Annotated in this window: 17 protein-coding genes; 6 read left to right on the plus strand and 11 right to left on the minus strand. The window is 65.4% G+C overall.

Annotation, left to right across the window (positions count from 1 at the left end; all coding sequences use genetic code 11):
• Positions 1 to 61: 61 nt before the first annotated feature.
• Positions 62 to 1,357, minus strand: coding sequence for an HRDC domain-containing protein (locus ASG84_RS19245; protein WP_057478615.1), 1,296 nt, complete (start codon positions 1,355 to 1,357; stop codon positions 62 to 64).
• 40 nt (positions 1,358 to 1,397) lie between these two features.
• The gene (locus ASG84_RS19250) at positions 1,398 to 1,997 is read right to left on the minus strand and encodes a DUF3000 domain-containing protein (protein ID WP_057478780.1); all 600 of its coding nucleotides are present in this window, start codon (positions 1,995 to 1,997) and stop codon (positions 1,398 to 1,400) included.
• Positions 1,998 to 2,122: 125 nt separating this feature from the next.
• Here ASG84_RS19250 and hemE point away from each other — a divergent pair, with 125 nt between their 5' ends.
• The 5 genes from hemE to ASG84_RS19275 are packed head-to-tail and all read left to right on the plus strand — an operon-like array spanning position 2,123 to position 8,285.
• Positions 2,123 to 3,196: a uroporphyrinogen decarboxylase gene (hemE, locus tag ASG84_RS19255; RefSeq protein ID WP_057478616.1), complete on the plus strand. Its 1,074-nt coding sequence runs from the start codon at positions 2,123 to 2,125 to the stop codon at positions 3,194 to 3,196.
• The gene (locus tag ASG84_RS19260; RefSeq protein ID WP_057478617.1) at positions 3,193 to 4,548 is read left to right on the plus strand and encodes a protoporphyrinogen oxidase; all 1,356 of its coding nucleotides are present in this window, start codon (positions 3,193 to 3,195) and stop codon (positions 4,546 to 4,548) included. Before hemE ends, ASG84_RS19260 begins: the two co-directional genes overlap by 4 nt.
• Positions 4,549 to 4,553: 5 nt before the next feature.
• Positions 4,554 to 5,249, plus strand: coding sequence for a hydrogen peroxide-dependent heme synthase (gene hemQ, locus ASG84_RS19265; protein ID WP_057478618.1), 696 nt, complete (start codon positions 4,554 to 4,556; stop codon positions 5,247 to 5,249).
• Positions 5,246 to 5,950 carry an HAD family hydrolase gene (locus ASG84_RS19270; RefSeq protein ID WP_057478619.1) on the plus strand — a complete coding sequence of 235 codons (705 nt, stop codon included), beginning with the start codon at positions 5,246 to 5,248 and terminating at the stop codon, positions 5,948 to 5,950. Before hemQ ends, ASG84_RS19270 begins: the two co-directional genes overlap by 4 nt.
• A gap of 13 nt (positions 5,951 to 5,963) precedes the next feature.
• The gene (locus tag ASG84_RS19275) at positions 5,964 to 8,285 is read left to right on the plus strand and encodes a molybdopterin-dependent oxidoreductase (RefSeq protein WP_162248363.1); all 2,322 of its coding nucleotides are present in this window, start codon (positions 5,964 to 5,966) and stop codon (positions 8,283 to 8,285) included.
• Here the strand turns inward: ASG84_RS19275 and ASG84_RS19280 are convergent.
• The 5 genes from ASG84_RS19280 to ASG84_RS19300 all read right to left on the minus strand — a co-directional run bounded on the left by ASG84_RS19280 (position 8,263) and on the right by ASG84_RS19300 (position 12,914).
• Complete coding sequence (locus ASG84_RS19280) at positions 8,263 to 8,721, minus strand: MaoC family dehydratase (protein WP_200936630.1); 459 nt, start codon at positions 8,719 to 8,721, stop codon at positions 8,263 to 8,265. The genes ASG84_RS19275 and ASG84_RS19280 overlap by 23 nt on opposite strands.
• 28 nt (positions 8,722 to 8,749) lie before the next feature.
• Positions 8,750 to 9,178, minus strand: coding sequence for a peptide-methionine (R)-S-oxide reductase MsrB (msrB, locus tag ASG84_RS19285; RefSeq protein WP_057478620.1), 429 nt, complete (start codon positions 9,176 to 9,178; stop codon positions 8,750 to 8,752).
• A 27-nt stretch (positions 9,179 to 9,205) separates the two neighbouring features.
• Entirely contained in the window at positions 9,206 to 10,444 is a 1,239-nt protein-coding gene (locus ASG84_RS19290) for a glycosyltransferase family 87 protein (RefSeq protein ID WP_057478783.1), read from the minus strand.
• A gap of 63 nt (positions 10,445 to 10,507) precedes the next feature.
• On the minus strand, positions 10,508 to 12,082 hold the full coding sequence (locus tag ASG84_RS19295; RefSeq protein WP_057478621.1) for an alpha/beta hydrolase: 1,575 nt from the start codon (positions 12,080 to 12,082) through the stop codon (positions 10,508 to 10,510).
• Between the two features lie 46 nt (positions 12,083 to 12,128).
• Entirely contained in the window at positions 12,129 to 12,914 is a 786-nt protein-coding gene (locus ASG84_RS19300; protein WP_057478622.1) for a pyrimidine reductase family protein, read from the minus strand.
• Between the two features lie 34 nt (positions 12,915 to 12,948).
• Here ASG84_RS19300 and zapE point away from each other — a divergent pair, with 34 nt between their 5' ends.
• Positions 12,949 to 13,962: a cell division protein ZapE gene (gene zapE / locus ASG84_RS19305; protein ID WP_057478623.1), complete on the plus strand. Its 1,014-nt coding sequence runs from the start codon at positions 12,949 to 12,951 to the stop codon at positions 13,960 to 13,962.
• A gap of 7 nt (positions 13,963 to 13,969) precedes the next feature.
• On the opposite strand, the gene ASG84_RS19310 is transcribed toward zapE, so the two are convergent.
• The 4 genes from ASG84_RS19310 to ASG84_RS19325 are packed head-to-tail and all read right to left on the minus strand — an operon-like array spanning position 13,970 to position 15,935.
• Positions 13,970 to 14,485 (minus strand): GNAT family N-acetyltransferase, encoded by a 516-nt coding sequence (locus ASG84_RS19310; RefSeq protein ID WP_057478784.1) that lies wholly within the window; start codon positions 14,483 to 14,485, stop codon positions 13,970 to 13,972.
• An 8-nt stretch (positions 14,486 to 14,493) separates the two neighbouring features.
• Complete coding sequence (locus tag ASG84_RS19315; protein WP_057478624.1) at positions 14,494 to 14,946, minus strand: hypothetical protein; 453 nt, start codon at positions 14,944 to 14,946, stop codon at positions 14,494 to 14,496.
• A gap of 16 nt (positions 14,947 to 14,962) precedes the next feature.
• Positions 14,963 to 15,658: an alpha/beta hydrolase family protein gene (locus ASG84_RS19320; protein WP_057478625.1), complete on the minus strand. Its 696-nt coding sequence runs from the start codon at positions 15,656 to 15,658 to the stop codon at positions 14,963 to 14,965.
• Positions 15,651 to 15,935: a hypothetical protein gene (locus ASG84_RS19325; protein ID WP_235581743.1), complete on the minus strand. Its 285-nt coding sequence runs from the start codon at positions 15,933 to 15,935 to the stop codon at positions 15,651 to 15,653. Before ASG84_RS19325 ends, ASG84_RS19320 begins: the two co-directional genes overlap by 8 nt.
• Positions 15,936 to 15,951 lie beyond the last annotated feature (16 nt).

Consider the following 15,951-nt stretch of genomic DNA (forward strand, 5'->3'; position numbering starts at 1 on the left):
CTCCCGACAGATGCGGACGACTCGCCCGGGTGCCCGGACGCGCCACCTACTGTAGCGGGTATTACCCGTCGGTAACTTCGGAAGGGTGCAGTGCCTTTGCCAGAACCGGTACCACCAGCGACCGTTGCCAGGGGCGAGCGTGTCCCTCGATCAACCGGGCATCGATCGTCTCTTCGGAATCGGCCCCTTCGTCCTCGGGAGTCCGCCAATCCCACACCAATCGGCGTAGCAGGTCCGGCGTCAGGAGGTTTTCGACCGGAACCGACACCGACTCGCTGAGCTCGGTCATCGCCGCTCGTACCTCGGCCAGCCGGGCCGCCGCGTCGGGATCGCGGCGCGCCCATCGGTTGACCGGGGGCGGGCCGTCGAAAGATGCTGCCATGGAGGGTAACTCGGAGGTCGGGAGGGCCCGTGCACGTGTGAGCGCCGAGGCCCACAGCCGGGATGATCGACGCTGGCGAGGGCCGCCGAAGACCGGCAGTTGCTCGAGCTCACGAGAGGTCTTCGGGTCGGCTGTCGCGGCGGCCACGATCGCCGAGTCCGGCAGCACTCGGCTCGGTGCCACGTCACGTTTGGCCGCCAGTTCGTCTCGGGTGGTCCACAATTCGCGAACGGCAGCGAGTGTGCGGGGAGACTTGATCGCGTGAATCCCCGAGGTCCGACGCCACCTGTCGGTCTTGGGTTTGGGTGGTCCGAGAGCGAGGATGTGGGCGAATTCCTGTGCCGCCCACTCCGTTTTGCCTTGTCTTTCGAGCTCCGCGGCCATCTCGTCGCGAAGCTCGAGCAGAACTTCGACGTCGAGCGCGGCGTAGTTGAGCCAGGTGTCGGGCAGGGGACGAGTGGACCAGTCGGCAGCGCCATGACCCTTCTGGAGCGCCAGCCCCAGGGTGCGTTCGACTATGGCACCGAGCCCGACGCGTTCGAAACCGGCGAGACGGCCGGCGAGCTCGGTGTCGTAAAGCGTCGCAGGGACCAGACCGAGTTCGGCCAGTCCGGGGAGGTCCTGATCGGCGGAGTGCAGCACCCATTCGAGCGGGTTGATCACCTCGGCGAGTGGACCCAGATCTCCGGTGACCGGGATCGGATCGAGCAGAACGGTGCCGGCTCCACGCCGGCGAAACTGCAGCAGGTAGGCGCGCTGGGAGTAGCGAAAGCCCGACGCGCGTTCGGCATCGACGGCGAGAGGCCCGTGACCTGCGGCGAGGAGCTTCGCAGCGGCGAGAACGGCGTCCGGTGTGTCCACGACATCGGGCACGCCGTCGGCCGGGGCGAGCAACGGAACGGCGACCGGCTCGTTGACCTGCTCGTCCGACGTGGCGTCGTCCGACGTGGTGTCGGGGGAACTCTCGGCTGACATGGACAGTGACTCTAAGCCCTACGGTCGGTGGGTCCGGAGACTATGTCCGGCTGGAACTGCGTTGACCGAGGGTGGTGATGCCTGCCGGTGGCAGTCCAGCCGCGTACGCGAGAACTTCACAGAAGGCCTCGACGTGCGTCGAGAGGTCCTCGGACGTCGCTGTCCAGGAGGCGCGAAGTTCGAGCTGATGGGCCTTGGGGGGACCGGCGATGTCGCCGTACCGCACCGAGCTGGTCGAGGTGACGGTCCCGCCGAGTGCATTGAGTGGTTCGGCGCGCGACTCCAATGCGTCCACCAGCCAGCTCCACCCGACCTCGGGAAGCATGGGATCCTCGGCGAGCGATTCGTCGACGTCCGCTTGTATGTAGGCAACCAGTCGAAGCGTCCCGTTCCAGGCTTCTGCACCGTCGGGGTCGTACAGGAGAATCAGGCGGCCGAACGCGTCGCCGTCGCTCTGTTCGTCGACCTGCTCGGAATCCGGGTGCTTGACATCGGCCCCGATCGCGTAGCTGTACGGCGCGAGTCGTTGCGGCGGCCGGATCGGACCGATTTCGATCGCCGGGTGTACCTGGGCCCGATGCATCGCGTCGATGGCGGCGCGGAAAGGCGCAGGTTCGGCGGTGGATTCGGGTTCGGTCACGTGATCGGACGTTAGACGCGTCACGTTGTACTGCGGCGGAGGCGCGCCGAGCCGTGATGGAACCGAAGTGGGTGTGTTGCCCTTGGTGGCAGGAACCTTCCTGACGCGTGGCAGCATGGAACCCGATGAACGCCGAAGCGCAGACCACAGCCCCCGCCCGTCGAGAACTCCCGGACGCGCCGTTCTTGGCCGCGATCGCCGGCAAAGAGCCCTCGCGTCGGCCGGTGTGGTTCATGCGCCAGGCCGGCAGGTCGCTTCCCGAATACCGAAAGATCCGCGCCGGCATCGGCATGCTGGATTCGTGCTTCCGCCCGGATCTGGTGGCCGAGATCACGCTGCAGCCGGTCCGTCGTCACGATGTGGACGCGGCAATCCTGTTCTCGGACATCGTGGTTCCGCTCAAGGCTGCCGGGATCGATCTCGACATCGTCGCCGGCACCGGTCCGGTCGTGGCTCAGCCGGTGCGTTCGGCGGCCGATGTCGCGGCGCTGCCCACGTTGACCGCCGATCAGGTCGAGCCGGTTGCCGATGCGGTACGCATCCTCACTCGCGAGCTCGCGAACACGCCGCTCATCGGGTTCGCCGGGGCTCCGTTCACCCTTGCGTCCTACCTGGTCGAGGGTGGCCCCAGTCGCAATCACGAGAAGACCAAGGCGCTGATGCGCTCCGACCCGGCGACCTGGCATGCCTTGCTCGACGCGCTGGCGACCACGACGATCACGTTCCTGCAGGCTCAGTTGGCTGCCGGAGTGGACGCGGTGCAGGTGTTCGACTCGTGGGCGGGCGCGCTGTCCCTCGCCGACTACCGCGAGTACGTGCTGCCGCACTCGACGCGAGTGTTCGACGCCGTGTCCTCGGCCGGCGTGCCCAAGATCCATTTCGGGGTCGGTACCGGCGAGTTGCTCGGTGCGATGGGTGAGGCCGGTGCCGACGTGGTCGGTGTCGACTGGCGGATTCCGCTCGACGACGCCGTGCACCGAGTGGGCGGCGGCAAGGTGTTGCAGGGAAATCTCGATCCCGCGGTGCTGTTCGCCGGCTGGGATGCGGTCGAGGCCGAAGTTCGTCGCATCGCCGCCGAAGCGGACCGCGCGGTGGCGGCCGGTGCGCGCGGGCATGTGTTCAACCTCGGTCACGGAGTGCTCCCCGACACCGATCCAGAGATTCTGACCCGAGTGGTCTCGCTGGTGCATTCGTTGTGACGGCGCGGCGGTACGCCGTGGTCGGCGGCGGAATCTCCGGCCTCGTCGCGGCGTATCGCCTTCGACAGTCCTGTGGTCCCGACGCGGACATCACTCTCGTCGAGGCATCCCCTCGACTCGGTGGCACGCTGCGGACCACTGAGGTCGGTGCCGAGTCGCTCGATGTCGGCGCGGAAGCGTTCATCGGTCGTCGTCCGGAAGTACCGGCTCTGCTCGCCGAGCTCGGCCTGTCGGATCAACTGGTGCACCCGTCGTCGGCGCGTCCACTGGTCTACTCGGGCGGTCGGACTCACTCGCTTCCGCTCGGCACCTTGATGGGCATACCGTCCTCCGTCGACTCGGTGCGGGATCTGGTGGACCCGGAAGAACTGCACCTCATCGAGACCGAAACAACACGGCCGTTCACGTGGACCGCGGGCTCGGATGTCAGCGTGGCCGATCTCGTGGGCAGCCGGTTCGGCTCCCAGGTCGTGAGTCGTTCGGTCGACCCGTTACTCGGCGGTGTGTACTCCGGCTCGGCGAGTTCGATCGGCGTCCGGGCTGCATTGCCGACATTGGCAGCTGCATTGGACGCCGGTGCCGCGAACCTGACCGAGGCGGTGCTGGCCGCGCTGCCCACGCCGTCCCCGGGACCGGTGTTCGGAGGGCTGCGCGACGGCTATGCGGTGCTGCTCGACGCTCTGATCGCCGCGACCGATGCCCGAACGATCGTCGGAGCAGGCATCGACGAGGTACGCCGTGAGGCGACCGGCTGGTACGTCGATCGCGTGGGTGTAGTCGACGGTCTGGTCCTGGCGGTACCCGCGCCTGTCCTCGGCCATCTCATCGCCGCGGTGGCACCCGAGGCGTCCCGGGCCGCGCGCAGTATCGAGTTGGCGTCGTCTGTCGTCGTCGCGCTGGCTTTTCCGAAAGCGATCGAGCTGCCACAGAATTCGGGCATTCTCGTGGCGACGGACGCAGGCCTGGATGTCAAGGCATTCACGTTGTCGAGTCGGAAGTGGCCACACCTGGGGGAGCGTGACGCGGTACTGCTGCGGGCCTCGCTCGGCCGGTTCGGCGACTCCACGGCCACGGACCGATCCGACGAGGAGACCGTCGACACCGCGTTGAAGGATCTGCGCACGGTAGCCGGCATCGACGTGCGACCGCTGGCCGCGACCGTCCAGCGCTGGCCGGGCGGCTTGCCTCAGTACGCGCCCGGACACCTCGATCGCGTCGCCGCCGTCGAGTGCGGCGTCGCCGATCTACCCGGGCTCGAGGTCACCGGAGCCTGGCAGCGCGGCGTCGGTGTGCCCGCATGTATTGCGTCCGCCACCACCGCTGCCGCCCGTCTGGTCGAGGTGGCACGATAGGGGCCATGGCACGCCTCGATTACTCAGCGCTCAACTCGACTCTTCGCTACCTGATGTTCTCGGTCTACAAGGTCACGCCCGGTCTGCTGGGCGACGATCGGGCCGAGGCAGCCAAGGAAGCGAAAGTCTTCTTCGAAAGCCGCGAAGACAAGGGCGTCGCAGTGCGCGGTGTCTACGACATCGCAGGCATGCGCGCGGACGCCGATTTCATGGTCTGGACACACGCCGAGCGCATCGAGGACCTCCAGGCCACCTATTCCGATTTCCGGCGCACCACCGCTTTGGGCAAGGCAAGCACGCCGGTCTGGAGCAACACCGCTCTGCACCGTCCGGCGGAGTTCAACAAGAGTCACGTCCCGGCCTTCATCGCGGGCGAGGACCCGGGTGCGTACATCTGCGTCTACCCGTTCGTCCGGTCGATCGACTGGTATCTCCTGCCCGACGACGAGCGCCGCACGATGCTCGCCGACCACGGCAAGGCCGCCCGTGACTACAAGGATGTCCGCGCGAACACCGTGCCCTCGTTCGCACTGGGCGACTACGAGTGGATTCTGGCGTTCGAGGCTCCCGAACTCGATCGCATCGTGGATCTGATGCGTGACCTGCGTGCCACCGAAGCGCGCCGGCACGTGCGCGAGGAGACCCCGTTCTTCACCGGCCCTCGGGTCGAGGTGGACGCACTCGTCGAATCACTGCCGTGACGACATCGGGCAGCCAGACCATCGAGGCCGTCCTGTTCGACTTCTCGGGCACACTGTTTCGGTTGGAGGAGCACCCGACCTGGTTCGACGGCATCCACGACGCAGACGGCACCCCGGTCGACGGTGCAGGCGCTGCGGAGCTCATGCGACGTATGACGGCACCGGTGGGCGAAACAGTCGAGTTCGACGATGCAACGCGTCATGCGTGGCGAAACCGGGACCTCGATCCGGCACTACACCGGCAGGCCTATCTGCATGTGCTCGAGCAATCCGGGGTCACGGTTCCGGCGCAGGCGGAATCGGTCTACGGACGCGTGATCGATGCCGATTCGTGGACGCCGTACCCCGATACCGAATCGGTCCTGAAAAAGCTTGCTACCGAGTCCATTCGGGTCGGTGTACTCAGTAATATCGCCTTCGACATCCGTCCCGCGTTCGTCGATCGCGATCTGGATCGGTATGTCGACGAGTTCGTGCTGTCGTTCGAGGTGGGTCACGTCAAACCGCAACCGGAGATCTTCCGCCATGCCGTCACCGCGTTGGGTGTCGATCCGTCGCGGACGCTGATGGTGGGCGACAGCGCCGAGGCCGACGGCGCGGCTCAGGAGATCGGGTGCCGCTTCGCGCTCGTGGATCCGGTGCCGACGGTCGAGCGGCCGGATGGACTGTTGGCAGCGTTGAGCGCGTTCGGCATTCGATGACCGAGGTAGTTCGATGACCGGAGTGGCCGGCGTCCAGCACATGGGCCACTGGGGCATGTTTCGTGCCGAGTCGGACGGACGTGATGTCACAGCGGTCCATCCGCAGGCGTCGGACAGTAATCCGTCTCCGGTGCTGGGCAACATCGTCGGTTCGGTGACCCATCGGTCCCGCGTCACCGCACCGGCGGTGCGCCGAGGTTGGCTGGAGAACGGTCCCGGTCCGACCGACAGTCGCGGCATCGACGAGTTCGTCGACGTCTCCTGGGACGAGCTGACCGATCTGCTGTCGGCCGAATTGCGCAGAGTGGTCGGCACACTCGGCAACAACGCCATCTACGGCGGATCCTACGGATGGGCGAGTGCCGGACGCTTTCATCATGCCCAGAGCCAGGTGCACCGCTTTCTCAACTGCATCGGCGGTTACACCAGGTCTGTGCACAGCTACTCCCTGGGCGCGACCGGCGTCATCATGCCGCACGTGCTCGGTGCGCATTGGAAGATGTTCTCGCGCTCCACGTCCTGGAACGTGATCGCCGCACACACCGAATTATTGGTGGCGTTCGGCGGAGTTCCGGTGAAGAACACCGGTATCAATCACGGCGGTACGTCGGATCATCCGACGGTCGACTCGCTCGACGCGATGCGTGCCCGCGGTGGGCAGATCGTCAGCGTGAGTCCGCTACGAAACGACATGAGTGGCGACGCTCGATGGATTGCGCCGCGACCCGGTACCGACGTGGCGATGATGCTGGCTCTCGCATTCGTGCTTGCTGACGAGAAGCTGCACGACACAGCATTCCTCGACAGGTATTGCCAGGGCTACCCCGAATTCGAGCGGTACCTGCTCGGCGTCTCGGACGGTACTCCCAAGACCCCGCAGTGGGCGTCGACGATCTGCGGCATCGAGCCCTCGGTCATCGCGGATCTGGCGCGGGAGATGGCGTCGAAACGCACGATGGTGACGGTCACCTGGTCGTTGCAGCGGACGCGACACGGCGAGCAGGCTCCATGGATGGGCGTCACCCTGGCGGCAATGCTGGGTGGGATCGGTGTTCCAGGAGCGGGATTCGGTCACGGGTACGGGTCGATGAACGAGCCCGGGCTGGCCCCGGTGCCGTATCCGTTGCCGACTCTGCCGCAGGGGATCAATCCCGTTCCCGATCTGATTCCGGTGGCGGCGGTCTCGGACATGTTGCTGAACCCCGGCGCTGAATTCGACTACGACGGTAGGAGATTGACCTACCCGGACATCAAGGTCGTCTACTGGGCCGGTGGCAATCCGTTCCACCACCACCAGGATCTCGGACGGCTTCGTCGTGCCCTCGGCAGACCCGACACCATCGTGGTGCACGATCCCTACTGGACACCGATGGCCAAGCACGCCGACATCGTGGTCCCGTCGACCACATCATTGGAACGATCGGATCTGAGCTGCACGCGCAACGATCCTCTGCTCGTCGCCATGGAGCCGGCTGCCGGCCGGTACGCGGACGCTCGCGACGACTACGACACGTTCGCCGAGCTGGCCACGAAACTCGGTGTGGGGGAGCAGTTCACCGAGGGGCGCTCCTCCGAGCAGTGGCTCGAGCATCTGTACGGGCAGTGGCGCGGATATCTGCGCGCGGATGGCGTCGAGACTCCGGAGTTCGATGCCTTCCGCCGCGAGGGTTCGTTCCGTATGCAGACCGAAGACGATCTGACGTTCTTCGAAGACTTCAGACGCGATCCGGTCGGGAACGCGCTGCGCACCCCGAGCGGCAAGATCGAGATCTTCTCGGCCACGGTGGCGGGCTTCGACTACGACGACTGCCGAGGGCATCCGATGTGGTTCGAGCCGCAGGAGTGGCTCGGCGGGTCACGCGCCCAGCAGTTTCCGTTGCACCTGATCGCCAATCAACCACGTACCAGGCTGCACAGCCAGCTCGATCACGGTGCGGTGAGCCGAAACTCGAAGATTCAGGGCCGCGAGCCGCTACGCCTGCACCCGTCTGCGGCCGCGGCCAGGGGAGTATCCGACGGCGACGTCGTGCGGGTGTTCAACGACCGCGGTTCGTGCCTGGCGGGCGTTGTCGTCGACGACGCGATGCTGGAATCGGTGGTTCAGTTGTCGACCGGGGCCTGGTACGACCCGCTCGATCCGACCGATCCCGGTTCGATGTGCAAGCACGGCAGCGTGAATGTGCTGACCGCAGACGAGGGTTCGTCGGCGCTGTCGCATGGGTGCACCGGCCAGCATGTGTTGGTGGAGATCGAACGCTACGAGGAAGTGCTGCCGCCGATCACAGCGTTCGATCCACCTGTGCGTACGGAGGTCAGAACACCACCCGAGAGATGATCTCGGCGACGAGGGCCGGCTTGTCCTCGCCCTCGATCTGCAATGTTCCGGCTGTCACGATCTGGAGAGCCCCGCCGGATACCTCTTCGACCGAGACGAGGGTGGTCTGCAGGCGGACGTGGGCTCCGACCTTGACCGGGTTGACGAAGCGAACCTTGTTGGAGCCGTAATTGATTCCGAGCTTGGTGTTCTCGATGGTGTAGATCTGCCAGTTGAGCATCGACACCAGGGACAGGCTCAGGAATCCGTGGGCGATCGGAGCCCCGAACGGGCTTTCCTTCTTCGCCCGCTCGACGTCGACGTGGATCCATTGGTGATCGCCGGTGGCGTCGGCGAAGGTGTTGACCCGTTCCTGGGTTATCTGCAGCCAGTCACTGGTGCCGAGGTCTTCGCCGACGGCCGCTTTGATCTGCTCTGGTGAGGTGAAAGTGCGCATGCTCACAGTATGGACGAAGCAGCGCCGATCAGGATGCAGGCTTGAGTACCAACGAGATCGAGTTGATGCAGTAGCGCTGGTCGGTCGGTGTCGGGTAGCCCTCGCCCTCGAAGACGTGGCCCAGGTGACTGTGGCAGTTGCGGCAGACGACCTCGACACGGCGCATTCCGAGCGTGGTGTCCTCTTTCAGGATCACGGCGTCACTGTCGGCCGGGTCGAAGAACGACGGCCAGCCGCAGTGGGACTCGAACTTCTCGGTGCTGCGGAACAATTCTGCTCCGCAGGCGCGACACTCGTAGATGCCTTCGGTGGTGGTGTCGGTGTACTCGCCGACGCCCGGGCGTTCGGTGCCTGCTTGACGGAGCACCGCGTATTCCTCGGGGGTCAGCTTCTCGCGCCACTGTGCGTCGGTGAGCTGGACGGCGGGAGCGGAGTTGTTGTCGGTTGCTGAACTCATGCTCACACGCTAATACGATTTGTCGGGCTACGCCGTTTTCGCTGGTGGCGCGCTCGGCAGCAGATAGCTCGGTTCGATTCCGTCGTCGAGTCGTCCTTCGCTTCGAGCGGCGAAATAACGCCCGATGAGAACACCGAAGATGACGACGATCAGCAACGCCCACCCGAACGTGGTCCGGAGGTAGTCCAGGGCGCGGCCGGTTTCGATCCACCGTCCGGACAGCCATCGGTCGTAGTTCATGAACCCGTAGATCGCCAGCCAGGCGGGCCAGTTGCGAAGTAGCGAGTTCTTCAAGACCACGGTCATGAGCAGCGGGAACAGCATCATCGAGTAGTACATCTGGCCCAGGGAGCCCAGCAACCAATGTGCGGTGAGGATCAATCCCGAGGTGGTCGCGAAGAAGAACAGACGGTCTTCGCGGCAGTACCGGTACAGCAGCCACAGCGACACCAGAACCATGATTCCCAGAACCGCGCGGATGCCGAGGGTGAGCAGTTCGGGCACTCCGTAGTAGCGACCGTTACCCACGACAGCACTGTTGAAGTAGTCGCGAGTCTGCAGCAGGTACGGCAGTGTCCGGTCGATGAAGTTCATGGGGTCGACCGACAGTGGCCACGCGATGGCCATCATCACCACTGGGATCGCGATCGAGGTGACGAAGACCTTCCATTGACGCGTCATCAGAGGTAGTAGCAGCAGCGGCGCAAGCATCGGTTTGACCGCCAGAGTCAGACCCATGGCAACACCCGCCGACAGGTCTTTGCGCTGGAGGAGAAATCCGAGGAACGCTACTTCGCCGAGGAGTACGAAGCCGTTGAAGTTGGTGAACACCAATGTGTTCGTCACCGTCTCGCTGACGAATGCGGCGAGGAGCAGCGCGGGAGCGGCGACCGAATCGAGCCGGAATCCGAAGATGCGGAGCAGTATGTACAACGCCGCGAGAATTGCGATGGTGCTGGCGATGATGAACAACCAGCGAGATCGTTCCGGGTCGATGATGGCTATGGGGGAGAGCAACATCGTCGCGCTCGGTTGATACAGGTAGTGCGGGTCGACGGAGTCGAAGTTCGCCGTGTAGACCGGCTGTCGATTCAAGAACGCCAGGGCTGCGCTGTACACGGGATTGAAGTCGTTGGTGATATCACCGTTGACCGCCTTGATGACCACCCGATGGATCACGGTCATGATGGCGATGGGCCACAGGGCGTACTTGATTACCTCGGCGGTCGTCCGCCCTGAACGCGGCTCCAGAAAGCTAAGTGACACCCGCGAACGGTACCCGAGCCGCACCGGAGGAAAGACACCCCGCGCCGAAATCCGGTACCGCAATCAGGCGGGACAGACGGTGCCATCGGTCGGAAGCGCAGTATCGAGCGCGTACTTCACCGCAGCGCTCTGAAGACACTGTGATCCGCCGAGGCTCGGATGTCCGCTGCCTTGCCACGCAGCCGACGCCACGGCCGCCCCGGTTGCCCCGACCAGCCCGGTGACCGAGGACAGGCCTCCGTTGCCGACCATCGGGTCGCCCGCGTTCGACAGGACCAACACCGGAACGTCCAACGAAGTGGGTAAGGGGATCGACGGTGCTGTCGGCCAGGAGGAGCACAGCAATGCCTTCAAGGCGGCATCGGTGCCGTAGACCGGATAGCGGTCGGTCCATTGCGACGACAGGTCACGCACGCCCTGTGGAGACGGCCACTGTTGGCCGTCCGTGCAGCGGGAAACGAACTGTCCGTCGGTGCCGTAGGCATTTCGACCTCGTTCGGCGAGGGCGAGCAGAGCTGTGGTGTCGGCTCCAGCCGCTGCGGACAAGGTGGTGGACAGGTCGGTGGCCCGAGACGACGCGTCCCCGGCTGTCGATGCCAGCGCGAAGGTGATGCCGTCGAGAATTTCGTGAGTGGACAGTGGTGCGAATTCACCACCGGCGGCGCGCCGGAGCAACTGCTCGACAGCAGCCGTAGGGTCGGCCCCGAGAGAGCAGTTCAGCGCGACGCATCGTTGGGCGAACGCCGCGAAGGCGGCCTCCTTGCCCTGTGTCCGTTGCTCGGCCAGAGTGATCTGATCGGTGTCGACGCCGGGCGGCGAGTCGAGAATCAGACGCGAGATGTTGTCCGGGAACTTCGCCGCGTAGGCCAACGCGGTGAGCGCGCCGTTTCCCGATCCGATCACACCGATCTGGTTCACGCCCCAGAGCTGCCGCAGACGGTCGAGATCGTCCGCCGCGTATGTGGTTCCGAAGGCGAGTTCCTGCGGCTGGAGTGTGTCGGTGCACTCGATGGTGGCGTCCCGGCCTGCGTCGACCGCGCGGTCCACGGTGTCGGCATCGGACCTGGTGAACTGTCCCAGGGCATCGACTGCAGCCTTGGTGGGGGACTGGAGTGTGTCGTCGATGCAGTCCACCGCGGTGGATCGGCCGATCCCGCGTCGATCCACGGCGACGATGGGGTGAGCTGCGAGCAGAGTCGAGAGCGGACCGGCCGCCATCGTCGCCAGTGTGGCGATCGAGGATCGATCGGAGCCGGAGGTGAAGACCAGCGGACCCGCATCGGCCGGCGTTCCATCGAGCCGGGCGCGCAGTGCGCCGACGGCGAACGTACCGAACATCTGCCCGCTGGCATCGACGTCCGCCTCGTACTCCGCGCACTCCAGTGTCAGACCGGGCGTGGTGGAGGTGAGCCCGAACGTCCCGAGAGTGGCGGCGGTGCAGTCGGCCCAGTCGAGATCGGTTGTCGGTACGGCGAGTGCAGCCGGTTCCGGTGAAGCCTCCGAGGAAGGCTCGCCGGGTTGGCCGGGGGATTGTTGCTCCACTGCGACATCGGGCCGGAACGACGGCCCAGCGCCGCAGGCCGCGCACATCGTGGCCAGGACGAGGGCGGCGGCGAGCAACGTACGTTTCTGCGTCACCGTGCGAGGCTATCGACTTTTCGATCGATGCCGCGCCGCTCGGTGCTCATGGCCGACGCACCCAGCGTGTGAGCAGTGTGCCGTCCGCGTCGGCGAGGACGTGCGCGCGCTGCATCGGTGTATCGGAGGCACCGGCGGAGTGGGCGATGCGGCCCGCATCTCCGGCGACGAGCATGGGTGAGATCGTCAGGCACAGATCGTCCGCCGCCCCGTCCGATGCGAGTTGCCCGAACAGCCCTGGACCGCCCTCGCACAGGATGCGGCGAAATCCGAGGTTGTCCAGCGTCTCGACGATGTCGTCGGTCGACACCGATTCCCCGGCCACCTCGATCACCATTGCGCCCGCGGAACGCAGCGCCGCCACCTTCGAGCTGTCCGCTGCCGCCGAGGTCAGTACCACCGGCTGCACCTCGGCGTCGGTGACGAGCCGAGAATCGGAGTCGATCGAACCGGAGGCGGTCACCACCACGATCGTGGGAATCGGTGCCAGCCCGTTCGCTACTCGACGTGCCTTCACCTCGGCGGACAGCGAGACGCCGCCGTAGTTCTCGGCGCGAGCAGTTCCGGCTCCGACGAGAACCGCGTCGCACAGTTCTCGCAGAATTCCGAACAGTCGGCCGTCCGCGGGGGTCCCCAGGCCTGCCGACTTACCGTCGGCGGTCACGGATCCGTCGATGCTGGCGACGAAGTTCGTGCGGATCCACGGTCGGCCCAGGTCTGCGGGGTAGGCGTACAGGTCGCGGACGGCGTTGTCGTCGAGTACCGATCCGACGGGCGCGGACTCGGCTGCCTGCTCCGATGTGAAGTAGGTCCCAATATCGAGAAGCTGCATGAGAGAGATCAGACCACGTCGTTACGCTCGACGAATGCCCGCACGCCTTGTCGACCGAAATCCCGTGGTCCCCTCCGATCAGCTGATCGCTCAGATGGTGCCACCGGCGATGTTCGACGACGTCAGCTTCTCCTCGTACATTCCCGACCCCAAGGAGCCGACGCAGGCTGCTGCGGTCGCGAAGGCCGAGGAATTCGCGAACAAGGTGCAGAAGATCCGTGGCAAGGGCAAGCGTGGGCTCTTCGGCAAGAAGACCCCGGCCACCGGCGCGGGCCTGTACCTCGACGGCGGCTTCGGTGTCGGTAAGACCCACTTGTTGGCGTCGATCTACCACAGCGTTCCCGAGCCCAAGGCGTTCGGCACGTTCGTCGAGCTGACCCACGTCGTCGGCGCACTCGGCTTCAACAAAGCACTGGAAGAACTCTCGAACCACAGCGTGCTGTGCATCGACGAGTTCGAACTCGACGATCCCGGCGACACGATGCTGGTGTCGCGGCTGCTGTCCGAGCTGTCTCAGCGTGGAGTATCCATCGTCGCGACGTCGAACACCCTGCCCGGTCAGCTCGGCGAGGGGCGCTTCGCTGCCGAGGACTTTTTGCGGGAGATCAAGAAGCTCGGTTCGATCTTCGAGTCCGTCCGCGTCGACGGTCCCGACTACCGCCATCGCGATCTGCCTCCGGCCCCCGAGCCCACGTCCGAATCCGAGCTGGTCGAGCGTGCGGACACGGTCGACGGCGCAACCCTCGACGATTTCGACGAGCTGCTCGCACATCTGAGCACGCTGCACCCGTCGCGCTATGGAAAGTTGCTCGACGGTGTGCCTGCGGTGTTCCTGAAGAACGTGCACCCGGCATCGGATCAGGCCATTGCACTGCGCCTGGTGGTACTGGCCGACCGTCTGTACGACGCGGGCATTCCGGTGACGGCCTCGGGCGGCAAGCTCGACGAGATCTTCACCGAGGAGATGTTGGCAGGCGGCTACCGCAAGAAGTACCTGCGCGCCACCTCGCGCCTGCTCGCGCTGTCTCGTTTCGCCGCCGTCGGCTGAATCGGCGTCAGAGCCGTACCTGCATGACGTAGTCGTCGTGTGTCTGCACGCCGACAACGAATGTCTTGGTGCCGACGATCTCGAATCCGTGCTTGGCGTAGAACTTCTGGGCGCGCGCGTTGAGTTGGTTGACGCCCAGCCACGCTCCTGCGCAACCGGATTCACGCGCATGGGTCAATGCGAACGAGATGAGCCGCGCCGCAACTCCGCCGCCGTGCTCGGCCGGCCGTACGTACAGTTTGCTGACTTCCAGCGTCGGATGGTGAGACAGTGCGGCTCGGATGTCCGGGTCGGCTGGACTTCCCGACACGAGCATCGCGTACCCGACCACCTCGCCGGTGGGTGTTTCGTCGACCAGAACGGTTCGGTTGGGGTCGGCAACGTAACCCTGGAAATTGCTGACCGACAACACGTTCGAGACGAACTGTTCGATGTCCTCGGTGCGAGTACCCGGTGGGCAGGCGAGCGGAAAGGTCTGCGCGGCCAATTCGGCGACGTTGGGTACATCGGCATCTGTCGCCATCCGCACACTCACAGCAGATCCACCGCGTTCTTCGCCTCCCGCAACGACAAGCCGGTTCGGTCGCGCAACAGTTTGATGGCCGAGATGGCCTTGCCCTCCGACTTCAGGGACTGCAACCGCGGGATGAGGTCGTCCCAGGGTGTCGGACCGGACTGAGCCGCGTCGACGATGGTGGACGAGGACGGAAACGGTTCGCCTCGTTGAACGCCTTCGATCGTGTTCTTCGCGTCGAGGAGGCCGGCACCTGTCCGTTCGCGAAAGATCTTGATGGCCTGGATCTTCTTGTTCGCTGCCAACAACTGATGAATATCTGCACGGGCGGTGTCGTCGAGGCCGATCAGCCCGACGCTGCGCGATGTCTCCGGGCTCGAGCCAGGCTTCTTTCGGGCCAACAACCACGCTGCAAGTACCGCGGCATCGACGAGGACCAGAGCAACGATGAACCATCCCCAGGTCGGCATGCCTTAGTAGACCACTTCAGCGCAACGGGTCGAAGAGCGGGACGACTACCGAAGATTCGGCGAACAACGAGACTGCGCCCGCGAGGGTCTTCTTCGCCGCGTCGTACTTGACGGGAGCGAGGTCGTGGCCCGCGCCCTCGATGTCGACGAGCAGGGTGGCGGCCGGGACGAGTGCGAGCGCCGCGCTCAGTTCGGCAGTGGTGCCGAACGGGTCTTTCGTGCCGTGTAGCACCACCGTCGGTGTTCGCAGTTCGGGAAGGTGCTGAGTACGAGCCTTGTCCGGCTTGCCCGGAGGGTGCAGGGGATAGGAGGTCAGCACGAGGCCGTCGACGAGACCCGGGCGTTCGGCAGCGATCATCGACCCCTGTCTGCCACCGTAGGAATGCCCACCGAATGCGATGAAGCCCGAGGTCTCGGCGCGGAGGCGGTCGATCGCCGCGGCGATGCCCAGTCGATCCTCGGCCGACCGAGAAGGGTGCGGCGGGCCCTTGGGTTTGCGTACTCGAAACGGGAGATCGAACCGCAGCACCGTGAACCCGGCCGCCGCCCACACCTCGGCAATGCGCTGCAGCAGAAGCGACTCGCAGTTGCCGCCCGCGCCGTGGGTGAGGGCGAGTCCGCCACGTGACGGTATGGCCGGTGTGTGCAGATAGGCGACGCCCCCGCCGAGTTCGATATCGGCGGGGGCGTCGGGACCATCGAGTTCAGGCATCGTTCGAGGACGTTACCTTTTCGTCGGTGTCGGCATGATCGGTGTCGGTGGACCCGTCCGAGTCCGGGGAGTCCTGGTCCTCGGCGTCCACCATCTCACCGTTGTCGTCGACCATGTCGGCGAAGGCGGTGCCGGCAACCGTGCCGTTGGTTCCGGGTAGCGCCACGGTGGGCCGGGCACCGGGTCGATAGCGATCGTCGAGCCCTTCGACGGATTTCTTCGCATCCTCGAGGGTTGCGTCGTCGACTGTGGGTTCGCTCTGAGCATCGTCCGACACGTGAGTGTCCTTCCAT

Origin of the sequence: Rhodococcus sp. Leaf278 (genome assembly GCF_001426085.1) — a bacterium.
GTDB lineage: Bacteria > Actinomycetota > Actinomycetes > Mycobacteriales > Mycobacteriaceae > Rhodococcoides.